8 protein-coding genes are annotated in these 12,031 nt (G+C 72.4%); 3 read left to right on the top strand and 5 right to left on the bottom strand.

Annotation, left to right across the window (positions count from 1 at the left end; translation table 11 throughout):
• Positions 1 to 4 precede the first annotated feature (4 nt).
• The 4 genes from GFH48_RS28315 to GFH48_RS28300 form a co-directional block, all read right to left on the bottom strand.
• The gene (locus GFH48_RS28315) at positions 5 to 1,228 is read right to left on the bottom strand and encodes an MFS transporter (protein ID WP_153290937.1); all 1,224 of its coding nucleotides are present in this window, start codon (positions 1,226 to 1,228) and stop codon (positions 5 to 7) included.
• 200 nt (positions 1,229 to 1,428) lie between these two features.
• Positions 1,429 to 2,466 (bottom strand): endonuclease/exonuclease/phosphatase family protein, encoded by a 1,038-nt coding sequence (locus tag GFH48_RS28310; RefSeq protein WP_153290936.1) that lies wholly within the window; start codon positions 2,464 to 2,466, stop codon positions 1,429 to 1,431.
• A 221-nt stretch (positions 2,467 to 2,687) separates the two neighbouring features.
• On the bottom strand, positions 2,688 to 3,308 hold the full coding sequence (locus GFH48_RS28305; RefSeq protein WP_153290935.1) for a TetR/AcrR family transcriptional regulator: 621 nt from the start codon (positions 3,306 to 3,308) through the stop codon (positions 2,688 to 2,690).
• Between the two features lie 134 nt (positions 3,309 to 3,442).
• Complete coding sequence (locus tag GFH48_RS28300; RefSeq protein ID WP_153290934.1) at positions 3,443 to 5,035, bottom strand: MFS transporter; 1,593 nt, start codon at positions 5,033 to 5,035, stop codon at positions 3,443 to 3,445.
• Between the two features lie 371 nt (positions 5,036 to 5,406).
• Between GFH48_RS28300 and panB the strand changes: the two genes are divergently transcribed.
• The 3 genes from panB to GFH48_RS28285 all read left to right on the top strand — a co-directional run bounded on the left by panB (position 5,407) and on the right by GFH48_RS28285 (position 8,339).
• A complete protein-coding gene (panB, locus tag GFH48_RS28295) occupies positions 5,407 to 6,294 on the top strand; it encodes a 3-methyl-2-oxobutanoate hydroxymethyltransferase (RefSeq protein ID WP_153290933.1) in 888 nt (295 codons plus the stop codon).
• Between the two features lie 195 nt (positions 6,295 to 6,489).
• Positions 6,490 to 7,518 carry an ATP-binding cassette domain-containing protein gene (locus tag GFH48_RS28290; protein ID WP_153290932.1) on the top strand — a complete coding sequence of 343 codons (1,029 nt, stop codon included), beginning with the start codon at positions 6,490 to 6,492 and terminating at the stop codon, positions 7,516 to 7,518.
• A complete protein-coding gene (locus GFH48_RS28285; protein WP_153290931.1) occupies positions 7,515 to 8,339 on the top strand; it encodes an ABC transporter permease in 825 nt (274 codons plus the stop codon). The genes GFH48_RS28290 and GFH48_RS28285 overlap by 4 nt, the downstream gene beginning before the upstream one ends.
• Before the next feature lie 36 nt (positions 8,340 to 8,375).
• Here GFH48_RS28285 and GFH48_RS28280 read toward each other — a convergent pair whose 3' ends face one another.
• On the bottom strand, positions 8,376 to 11,798 hold the full coding sequence (locus GFH48_RS28280; RefSeq protein WP_153290930.1) for an AfsR/SARP family transcriptional regulator: 3,423 nt from the start codon (positions 11,796 to 11,798) through the stop codon (positions 8,376 to 8,378).
• Positions 11,799 to 12,031: the final 233 nt, after the last annotated feature.

Raw genomic sequence — 12,031 nt, 5'->3', positions numbered from 1 at the left:
CCGTTCAGCGGCGCAGTGCCTCCGGCCGGTCGGGGACGTGAGCGGCGACCAGACGGCCGGGGGTGACCGCCCGGACGGTCACGCGGCGCCGGTCGACCGTGTACGCCGTCCCGGCGACGGCCAGGCCGAGCACCGCGAGGGCGGCTCCGGCGAGCGCCGGGGAGGTGGCGCCGAAGCCCGCCGCCAGGGCGAGCCCGCCGATCCACGCGCCGCCCGCGTTGGCGAGGTTGAACGCGGCCTGGTTGGCGGACGAGGCCAGCGACGGGGCCGCGGACGCCTTCTCCATCACCATCAGCTGGAGCGGCGAACCGGTCACGAAGGCGGCCGTGCCGAGCAGGGTGACGGCGAGCGCGGCACTCCACTGCGCCGCCATCATGAGGGGGAAGAGCGCCAGCACCGCGACCAGGGACGTGAGACCGCCGAAGAGCGTGCCGCGCAGGGACTGGTCCGCCAGGCGTCCGCCCACCAGGTTGCCCACCGTCGCGCCGACCCCGAACAGCGCGAGCAGCAGCGTCACGCTGGACTCGGTGTACCCGGCGGACTCGGTGAGCATCGGCGTGACGTAGCTGTACGCGGAGAACAGCGCGCCGAAACCGGCGACCGTGGTCCCCAACGCCAGCCAGACGGGGAGGGACCGCAGGGCCGCGAGTTCGCCGCGCAGGCCTCCGGTGGTGGCGTGGGTGTGGTCGTGGGGGATGAGCAGCGCCAGCGAGGCGATGGCCGCCAGACCGATCACGCCGACCCCGAGGAAGGTGGCCCGCCAGCCGAAGTGCTGGCCGATGAGCGTGGCGACCGGCACGCCCGCGATGTTCGCGACGGTCAGCCCGAGGAACATCAGCGAGACGGACCGCGCCTTGCGCTCGGGCGCGACGAGGCCGGTGGCGACGACGGCGCCGACACCGAAGAAGGCGCCGTGCGGCAGACCGCTGAGGAAGCGGGCGGCGAGCAGCCAGTGCTGGTCGGGGGCGAGGGCCGAGAGCACGTTGCCCGCGACGAAGAGGACCATGAGGCCGATCAGGACCTTGCGGCGGGGCATCCGGGCGGTGGCCGCCGCCAGCAGCGGGGCGCCGATCACCACGCCGAGCGCGTACGCCGAGACCAGGTGTCCCGCGGCGGGGATGGATATGTGGAGGTCGTCCGCGACGTCGGGCAGCAGGCCCATCATCACGAACTCGGTGGTGCCGATGCCGAAGGCGCCCACGGCGAGGGCGAGCAGGGCCAGGGGCATGAAGGGGCCTTTCGAGGAGCGGAGGGGCGGTGCGGGGCGTGCCGGGGGACGGGACGGCGGGCGGGGCGGGCGGACGGGACGGGGCCGCCCGAGGCCGGGGGCCGTTCCGCACGCACGGAGGCGCCCGTGCACACCGATGTGCACGGGCTTCGTAAGTTCAGCTATGGAACAAACTCTCGCAGGCCCAGTATTCCAGGAGGTTAAGACCCGGTTGCCGCGACCTTCACGCGGGCGGCGATCGGAAGATGGTCACTGGTGGTCCCGGGCAGCGTCCAGGAGGTGACCGGCTCGACACCCTTGACCATGATCTGGTCGATCCGGGCCATCGGGAACGACGCCGGCCAGCTGAACCCGAAGCCGCTGCCCGCCGCGCCCTGCGTGGAGCGCATCTGCGAGGTGACGCCGTTCAGCGCGCGGTCGTTCATCGTGCCGTTGAGGTCGCCGAGCAGGACGACCCGCTTCAGCGGCTCGTCGGCGATCGCCTCGCCCAGCGCGTCGGCGCTGCGGTCGCGCTGGCGGGCGGTGAACCCGGCCTCCATCTTCACCCGTACCGAGGGCAGGTGGGCGACGTACACGGCGACGCTGCCCTCCGGTGTCGCCACCGTCGCCCGCATCGCCCGCGTCCAGCCCAGCTTGATGTCCACGGGCCGCGTCCTGGTCAGCGGGTACTTGCTCCACAACCCGACGGTGCCCTGCACCGAGTGGTACCTGTACGTGGCGGCCAGCGCCTTCTCGTACGTCGGGACCGCCGTGGCCGTCAGTTCCTCCAGGGCCACCACGTCGGCGCCGGAGGCGGCCACGTCGCGTGCGGTGCCGGACGGGTCGGGGTTCTCCGCGTTGACGTTGTGCGTGGCGACGGTGAGGTCGCCACCGCTGCCGGTCCTGTCGACGAGCAGTCCGCCGAAGAGGTTCAGCCAGACGACCGAGGGCACCAGCACGGCGATCAGGGCGCTCGCGGACTTCCGTACCAGCGCGAGGACCACCAGGACCGGGACGAACAGGCCCAGCCACGGCAGGAACGTCTCGGTGAGGCTGCCGAGGTTGCCGATCCGGTTCGGGATCTGCGCGTGCAGCACCATCACCAGCGCGAGGAGCAGCGCGAGCGCCGCGAGGATCAGGCCTCGGCGCCAGATGCCGCGGTCGGCGCGCCATCTGTCCAGCAGGCGCCGAAGCCGGGGTCCTCGGTGCTCGGACCCCGAGTCGCCGTTGCCCGTCTCCGTCACATACGCCTGCGCCATACCGTCGCCTCACAACCTGCCGTGCACACCGTCAGTCCCGCGGATACGACCCTAGGGGATGAACGGTGCCGTTCCTGCCGTCCCATGACGGCCGTACGGGCACGAGGACGAACAACTCGGGGTCCGGAGTTCCGGATCGGGGGCGGAGCGCGGCCTCTGTGACGAAACGCGCACATTCGGCCCACCCGTTCGACCGGATGAGCCAATGCCGAACGGGTGGACTAACGTCCGGGCGGACGGAGCCCCGCGAGTACCGTGTCGACGATCTGCGCCGCGAGGTCCTCGGGGAGTTCGGCGTCCGGACGCATCACGGCGCGCACCAGCATGGGTCCGACAAAGAGGTCGTTGATGACCTCTATGTCCACGTCGTCACGGAGTTCGCCGTCGCGCTGTCCTCGGCGCAGCACCTCGAAGGTGGTCCGGCGCCGCGGTTCGATGACGGTCGCCTGGTAGGCCGCCCAGATCTTCGGGCTGGTCTTGATCTGGGCGTAGACGTTGTGCAGGAGCGCGGAGGAGCGGCTGGCCAGACCCCGCCGGCGCAGCGGTTCCAGAAGGGCGATCAGATCGTCGCGCATCGAGGTGCCCGGGAGTTCGGCGTCCGGGGGTTCGGTGGCGCGCATGACGTCGACGAAGAGTTCCTCCTTGCCGCTCCAGCGGCGGTAGATGGTCGCCTTGCCGACGCCGGCGGTACGGGCCAGACGTTCGATGGAGATGTCCGCGAGCGGGACGCCGTCCTCCAGGAGTTTGATCGCGCCCTCGATGATGGAGCGTTCCACGGCCTCGCTGCGGGGTCGTCCCCGGGGGGAACCCTCGTGTCCGGCCCGGCTGTCGGCGAGGCTCACGTGTCGCTCCGTTCCTTCGTCGTGCCTGGGTGGTTCTTCCCGTGTACGGCGTGTACGGCGTGTAAGGCCTGTGGGGGCACCCGGTGCCGACGCCAGGTGCCGACGCAACGTGGTGCCCCCGCCGCGTACTTCCGTCAGTGCTCCGCGGTCACCAACTCCGTCCGGTCCTCGTCCTTTTGCGGGGCGGGCGGGCGGCCCGGCAGGAACACGGCCACGACGACGGCGCCCACGATCGCGACCCCCGCGCCGCACAGGGCGGTCACGTGCATGGCGTGCAGGAACGCGTCGTTGGCCGGGGTGACGAGGGCGTCGCCCCTGGGGCCGAGCTTGGCCGCGACGCCGAGGGTGGCCTCGATGGACTCGCCCGCGGTGTGGCGCAGGCCGGGCGGCAGGAGCGAGAGCTTGTCCTCGATGCCGTTGCGGTAGGCCGAGGAGAGGACCGAACCGAGGACCGCGATGCCGAGGGCGCCGCCGACCTGACGGAAGACGTTGCTGAGGGCGGAGGCGGAGCCGGCCTTCTCGCGCGGCAGGGCCTGCATTATGACGACGCTCGTCGGGGTCATGATGTGCGCCATACCGGTGCCCATCAGGAAGAAGATGACCTCGAGGAGCCAGATCGGGGTGTCCGCCTTCAGCGTCGCGAACGCGCCGAGCATCGCGGCGAGCAGCAGCAGGCCCCCCGTGCAGGTGGCCCGGTTGCCGATGCGGTCGACGACGAGGCGGGCGCGCGGCGCGAAGATGAGCTGGGCGGCGGCGAGCGGCAGCATCAGCACGCCGGTCTTCAGCGGTGAGTAGCCGCGCACGCTCTGGGTGTAGAAGACGGAGAAGAAGGTCACGCCCATCAGCGCGAAGAAGACCAGCGCGATGGCGGCGATGGCGGCCGAGAAGACCTTGTTCTTGAAGTAGGTGACGTCGATGGAGGGATGGTCGCTGCGCTTCTCGTAGACGACGAAGGCGACGAGGACGGCGACTCCGGCCCCGATGGTGGCGAGGACCGTCGCGTCGGTGAAGGAGGCCAGCTGGCCTCCCTTGATGATGCCGTAGACGAGCAGCACGAGCCCGATGACGGACAGGACGACACCGACCAGGTCGACGCGGCCGGGGTTCGGGTCGCGGGAGTCGGGGACCAGCCAGAACATCAGGCCGAGCGCGAGGACCACGATCGGCACGTTGATCAGGAAGACCGAGCCCCACCAGAAGTGGGCGAGCAGCACGCCGCCGGTGATCGGGCCGATGGCGATGGCGAGGCCGACGCCGCCGGCCCAGATGCCGATGGCCTTCGGCTGCTCCTCGCGCTCGAAGACGTTCATGAGGACGGCGAGGGTGGCGGGCATCACGAAGGCGGCGCCGAAACCCATGACGGCACGGAAGACGATGAGCTGGACGGGCGAGCCGGACTCCGCCGCCAGTGCCGAGCCCACTCCGAAGACGGCCAGGCCGGAGAGCAGGACCTTCTTGCGGCCGAGCCGGTCGCCGAGGAGGCCCGCGGTGAAGAGCAGCCCGGCGAAGACGAGCGTGTAGGCGTTGATGGCCCACTCCAGCTCGCTCTGCGTGGCGCCGAGTCCGGTGGGTGCCGGGGTGGAGATCGTCTTGATCGCGACGTTGAGGATCGAGTTGTCCAGGACCACGATCAACAGGCTGAGCATGAGCACGCCGAGAATGGCCCAGCGGCGCCGGTGCACCGCTTCGGGCACACGCCGTTCGGCGGGGGCAGCGGGAGTTGTCATGGGCAGGAGCCTAACGAAATTCGATACGGAACCGTATCGTATCGTAAATCCTTTGCAGAGACCTTACGAAGTGACCGGCGTGGTCCGCCGGACGGGGTGCGCGGTTCACCCCGACGGGTGAACCGACGGACCGTCCGGCGGGCGGGCCACCGGCGGCCGGCCCGAGTCCGCCCGGGGACCCCGACCCCTGGAAAGCCGCCCGCGAACACCGGTCCACGGAGGACGAATCAGCGGAAAGACGGATACCCGGGGCGGAGGATGAGACGCGTGTCGCTCGACCCGGTCTGGCCCCCGATGGCACGAGGTGCCACCATGGAGGGGATCCGGGGACGCCGTCAGGGCGCCTCGAGATGACAGAAGGAGCCGTTGCGATGACGCAGCTCTCGGCTGCCCCGAAGCAGCCCGCGGACGGTGCGCGGGCCACCACCGACAGCGGCAGGGCGCTGTACGGAGGCAAGAGCACCCGCCGCATCACGGTCCGCGACATCACCGCGGCCAAGGAGCGCGGCGAGAAGTGGCCCATGCTCACCGCCTACGACGCGATGACCGCGTCCGTCTTCGACGAGTCCGGCATCCCGGTGATGCTCGTCGGCGACTCGGCCGGCAACTGCCACCTCGGGTACGAGACGACCGTGCCCGTCACCCTCGACGAGATGACGATGCTGTCCGCCGCGGTCGTCCGTGGCACCAGCCGCGCCCTGATCGTCGGCGACCTGCCCTTCGGCTCGTACCAGGAAGGTCCGGTCCAGGCCCTGCGCTCGGCCACCCGGCTGGTCAAGGAGGCCGGGGTCGGCGCCGTGAAGCTGGAGGGCGGCGAGCGCTCGCACCGCCAGATCGAGCTGCTCGTGGAGTCCGGCATCCCCGTCATGGCGCACATCGGCCTGACCCCGCAGTCCGTGAACGCCATGGGCTACCGCGTCCAGGGCCGCGGCGAGGAAGCCGCCCAGCAGCTGCTGCGTGACGCCAAGGCGGTCCAGGACGCGGGCGCGTTCGCCGTCGTCCTGGAGCTGGTCCCGGCGGAACTCGCCGCCGAGGTGACCCGCACCCTGCACATCCCGACCGTCGGCATCGGCGCGGGCCCGGAGACCGACGCGCAGGTCCTGGTGTGGACCGACATGCTCGGCCTCACCGGGGGCAAGGTGCCGAAGTTCGTGAAGCAGTACGCCGATCTGCGCGCGGTCATGGGCGACGCCGCCCGCGCGTTCGCCGACGACGTCGTCGGCGGGACGTTCCCCCTCGACGAGCACTCCGTCCACTAGCGTCACGCGCTCCCACCGAGCCATCGCGGCACGAAGACAGCCCGCCGAACTTCCCCCGTCGGCGGGCTGTCGCCGTTCCCGGACCGCGGTGCGCGCGGGCCCGCCGGCACCCGCTGTCGGCGGCCTGTCGGTGACCGCGGAACGCTGTAGGCACCCTGTAGGCGGTTTGTCGGTGGGCACTGACATCTTGTGGCCATGACGCGAATCGACAAGAACCCCGGCAGCGGCGCCCGCAGCGCCGTCACCGTGCGGGGACTGGTCAAGCACTACGGCGAGACCAAGGCACTGGACGGCGTGGACCTGGACGTCCACGAAGGCACCGTCCTCGGCGTGCTCGGTCCCAACGGCGCCGGCAAGACCACCCTCGTCCGCATCCTGTCCACCCTGGTCACCCCGGACGCCGGCCGGGCGACCGTGGCCGGCTACGACGTACTCAGCCAGCCCCGCCAGCTCCGCCGCGTGATAGGACTCACCGGCCAGTACGCCTCGGTCGACGAGAAGCTCCCCGGCTGGGAGAACCTCTACATGATCGGGCGGCTGCTCGACCTGCCCCGCAAGGAGGCCCGCCGGCGCGCCGACGAGCTCCTGGAGCGCTTCTCCCTCACCGACGCCGCCAAGCGCCCCGCGTCGACGTACTCCGGCGGTATGCGCCGCCGTCTCGACCTCGCCGCCTCCATGATCGGCGCCCCGTCCGTCCTCTATCTGGACGAGCCGACCACCGGGCTCGACCCGCGCACCCGCAACGAGGTGTGGAAGGAGGTCAAGCGGATGGTGGCGGACGGCGCCACCGTGCTGCTCACCACCCAGTACATGGAGGAGGCCGAGCAACTGGCCTCCGAACTCACGGTCATCGACCGCGGCAAGGTCATCGCGAACGGCCGGATCGACGAGCTCAAGGCGCGGGTCGGCGGCCGTACGCTGCGCATCCGCCCGCTGGACCCGCTGGAGCTGCGTCCGCTGGCCGCCCTCTTCGACGAGCTGGGCCTCACCGGGCTCGCCTCCTCGGCCGTGGACATCGAGACCGGCACCGTGGTGGTGCCCATCCTCAGCGACGAACAGCTCACCGCCGTGGTCGGCGCGGTCAGCGCCCGCGGCATCACGATCGCCTCCATCTCCACCGAACTGCCCAGTCTGGACGAGGTCTTCCTGTCCCTCACCGGCCACAAGGCCAGCGCACCGCAGGACCCGGCCCCCACCCGCGCCTACGAGGAGGTCTCCGCATGACCACCGCCGTCGCCGAAGCCCCCCTCGCCACCGAGGGCGACCCGCGCATCTCACCCCGGGCGCACGCGCGCCACATCGGCGCGCTCGTCCGCCGCAACCTGCTGTGGATCCGCCAGGACCCGGAGTCGATGTTCGACGCCGTCCTGATGCCGATCGTCTTCACCCTGCTGTTCGTGTACGTCTTCGGCGGCTCCATCGGGCAGTCGCTGGGCGGCGGCCAGGACGCGTACGTGCAGTACGTGGTGCCCGGCCTGATGGCGATGACGGCCATGAACATCGCGACGGCCGTCGGCACCGGCTTCAACCAGGACTTCCAGACCGGTGTGATGGACCGCTTCCGCACCCTGCCGATCGGCCAGGGTTCCGTGCTCTTCGCCAAGATCGTGGTGGAGCTGATGCGGATGCTCGTCGCCACCACGATCCTGCTGGTCGTCGGCGTACTGGTCGGCTTCGACATCACCAACTGGTCGGGACTGTTCGCCTCCGTGGGACTGTCCGTGCTCTTCGGCTCGTCCCTGATGTGGATCTTCCTGGTCCTCGGTGTGACGATGAAGAACGCGCAGTCCGTGCAGGCGATGGGCTTCCTGGTCCTGATGCCCCTGCAGTTCGGTTCGTCGATCTTCTCGCCGACCGGGACCATGCCGGGCTGGCTGCGCGCCTTCACCGACTACAACCCGCTGTCCGCGCTCGCGGACACCGCGCGCGGCCTCATGGTGGGCGGCCCGGTGACGCACGACCTGTGGGTCACCCTCGCCTGGACGGCGGGACTCACCGTGACCATGGCACCGATCGCGATCCACAAGTTCCGTACCAAGACCTGACGTCCGCCCGGTCCAGGACCGGGACCCCGGCTCGCGTCACACGAGGGCGGCGGCCTCCTCCAGGGAGAGCGCGCCGCCCTCGGCGTACGCGGTCTCGTACGCCGCGTGGTCCAGCAGCGCCCGTACACCGGCCTCGGCCCGGAGCCGCACCTCGTCCTCCATCGGGCCGACGAAATGCCCCGGCGGCAGCAGCCGGTCCGCCACGCCGAGCAGCACGGCCGCGTCACGCACCCTGCGTCCGCCGTCCAGGCCGGTGAGGGCGACGGCGGCGGTGGTCAGATGCGCGGAGGTCATGTGCGGCGCGATGACCTGCGACAGCGGATCGCCCGCCCGTTCCAGCGCTCTGCGCACCTTCACCAGAGCGGCCTCGTGCATCCCCTCCAGCGCGTCCAGCCAGGCCTCGATGCCCAGCACGAAGCCGTCGAAGACCACGAAGGTGACGGCCTCGAAGTCCGCGCGCAGCAGCCGCATCTGCTCCCGCGCCTCAGGGACCCGGTCGCTGCGGGCCAGCCACATCGACAGGAAGAGCCGCGAGGCGGGCATGGCCTCGTTCAGCGTGCCCTCGCCCCGGGCCAGCACGTCCCTCAGCATCCGTTCGCCGCGCTCGCTCTCGCCCGACTCGATGAGGACGCCGCCGAGCCGGGTGCTGAGCACCGCCGTCTGCGCGTGCGCGCCGAGTCCTTCGGCGTACGTCATCGCCTCGGCGTAGTCGTCGGCCGCGAGCCGGTAAGCGCCCCGGCGTTCGTGGGCCTCGCCGCGCGCCGAGAGCGCCTCGGCGGCCCCCCAGGCGTCTCCGATCCCGGTGAAGATCTCCAGCGCCTCCTCCGCGTCACGCACCGCGTCGCCCGCCCAGGTGGCCCGGTTGGCGAGGACGTTGGCACGCATCTGGAGCGCGACGCCGAGCTCCCACGCGTCGCCGAGCTCGCGGCAGGTGCGGACGGTCTCGTCGATGACGGAGCGCATCCGGTCCATGTCACCCGTCATGATCACGGCGTAGAACCAGAGGTTGCCCGGGCTGCGGCAGGTCTGCGGCAGCCCCGGACTGTAGGCCCGGCTGATGGAGCGCAGCTTCTCCTGGGCCTCCGGGGTCTCCCAGGCCCCCATGTCCATGTCCATACAGGCGAGGTGGACGAGATGCAGGCCGCGACGGGCCTCGTCGAGGATCTCGGGGCGCATCGGCGGCGGGGCGTCCGTGCAGCTCTCGGTCAGCGGGGGGACCGGCCGCAGGGGCTCGGCGAAGGGGTCCGGGCCGAGCGCCATGACCTCACTCGACCAGTGCCGGGCCATCAGCCGCAGGTCGCGCATCTGCCAGTACCAGGCCAGCGAGAGGACGAGGCACAGCGCCTCCTGCTCGTCGCCGACGGCGACGGCACGCTGCAGGGCCGCCCTGAGGTTCTCCGACTCCCGTTCCATCCGCTCGATCGCGGCGCGCTGGCCGGCGCCGCGCAACTGCGGGTCGGTGGTGCGGGCGAGCTCCCGGTAGTACGTGAGGTGGTCGCGCTCGGCGGCGGCGCGCCGCCCGGACTCGTCGAGCCGTTCACCGGCGTACTCGGCGACGGTCTCCAGGAGCCGGTAGCGCATCGCGCCGTCGCCGGCGGGCGCCGCGACGACCAGGGACTTGTCGACGAGCGAGCCGAGCGCCTCCAGGGCCACCGGGCCGCAGACGGCCTCGGCGGCGGCCAGGTCGCAGCCGCCCGCGAACACCGACAGCCGCCGCAGGACGTCCCGCTCGTCCCCGTCGAGCAGGTCCCAGGACCAGTCGACGACGGCGCGCAGGGTCTGCTGGCGCGGCAGCACCGTACGGCTGCCGGAGGTCAGCAGCCGGAACCGGTCGTCGAGCCGGTCGGCGATCTGCCGGGGGGTGAGCATCCGCAGCCGGGCCGCGGCGAGTTCGATGGCGAGCGGCAGGCCGTCCAGCCGGCGGCAGATCTCCGCCGCGGCCTCGGCGGTCCCGGCGTCGGCGTCGATCCGGAAGCCCGGCCGGGCGGAGGCCCCGCGGTCCGCGAACAGCCTGAGCGCGAACGGCTCCGGCAGCGGCTCCACGGGCCGCAGCAACTCCCCCGGTACGCCGAGGGGTTCACGGCTGGTGGCCAGTACGGTCAGCCCCGGGCACCGCTCCAGAAGCTCCTCGGCCAGCTGCGCCGCGGCGTCCACGACGTGCTCGCAGTTGTCGAGGATGAGCAGCATGCTGCGCTTGGAGCAGTACTCGGCGAGCCGGTGCAGGGGGTCGTCGTGCCGCTCGGAGGCGGCCCGCATCTCCTCGGCGCCGGCGCCTCGCAGCACCGTCTCGCGGGCCCCGACGGCGGTGAGAACGGCGTCGGGCACGGCCTGCGGGTCGTCGACCGGCGCGAGCTCGGCCAGCCACACCCCGTCGCGGGCCCCGGACGCGACGGCCTCCGCCGCCTCCTGCGACAGCCGGGTCTTCCCGGCGCCGCCGGGGCCGAGCAGTGTCACCAGCCGTGCCGAGGCGAGATCGCCCCGGATGGTGTCGATGTCGGCCTCCCGCCCGACGAACGAGGTGAGCCGGGCGCGGAGGTTGCCGAGGGGCGCGGACGCGGCGGGGACACCGGGGCCGCCCCGGGCCCCGTGGCCGTGCGACGCGGACGCGGACGCGGGAGTGTGCCCGGCCGCCGGGGTGTGGTGTGCGGACGCCGGGGTGTGGTGTGCGGGCGCGGTACGGATCTCGGTGCCGCCCTCGTGCGCCGGGCGCTGTACGGACGGTGCCGGGCCGGCCGGTCGGAGCAGCTCGCCGTGCAGCGCGCGGAGTTCCGGGCCGGGATCGGAGCCCAGCCGGTCGGCCAGCAGCGCGCGTACCGACTCGTAGGCGGCCAGGGCCTCGGCGGGGCGGCCCGCGTCGCGCAGGGCGCGCAGCCGCAGGGCGTGCAGGGGTTCGTCGAGGGGGTGGAGGTCGCACAGGGCGGTGAGCTCGGGCAGGGACTGTTCGGCGTGGCCGAGGGCCAGGGCCGCGCCGAGACGGGCGCGGCGCACGTCGAGGTGCCGGGTCTCCCAGCGGGCCGACTCGGCGGCGCGGTCCGGGAGGTCGGCCAGGGCCGGCCCGTGCCACAGCGCGAGGGCGTCGTCGAGGATCACGGCCGCCTTCGCCGGGTCGCCGTCGGCGAGCGCGCGTGCGCCCTCCCCCGCGAGCCGCCCGAAACGGTGCAGGTCGATGTCGTCGACGCCCGCGACGAGCCGGTAGCCCCCGTCCGCCGAGTCCACCGCGCCCGCGCCGAGTGCCCGGCGCAGCCTTCCGACCAGCGCCTGCAGTGCCGCGGGCGCGTCGGCGGGCGGGTCGTCGCCCCACACCTCGTCGACCAGGACGGCGGCGGGCACGGTCCGGGCCGGCCGCAGCGCGAGCACGGTCAGCAGGGCACGCAGGCGCGCCCCGCCGACCGGGACGGGCGTGCCGTCGGTACGAAGTGCCTGAGTGGTTCCGAGGATGCGGTAGCGCACGGGGTCCATTGTCTCCGGTGACATCGGGTACGGACGCCGGGTGGGGCAAGCCGGCCCGGACTCGGGATCCTGGGTCCGGCCCGAGGGGGGACCTGGGTCCGGTCCCGGCGGGACCCGGGCAGGCCCGAGGGAGGACCTGCGTCCGTCCCGACAGGGCCTGGGCGCGGAAACCGGGGCCGGACACCGGTCCCGGCCGGGCAGGGTCACGGGCCGGGTCCCGTCTCCGGCCCGGTCGGGGGTCA

This window comes from Streptomyces fagopyri (assembly GCF_009498275.1).
Lineage (GTDB): Bacteria > Actinomycetota > Actinomycetes > Streptomycetales > Streptomycetaceae > Streptomyces > Streptomyces fagopyri.
The sequence above is the reverse complement of the archived record's forward strand: the minus strand, read 5'-3'. Positions and strand labels throughout refer to the sequence as shown.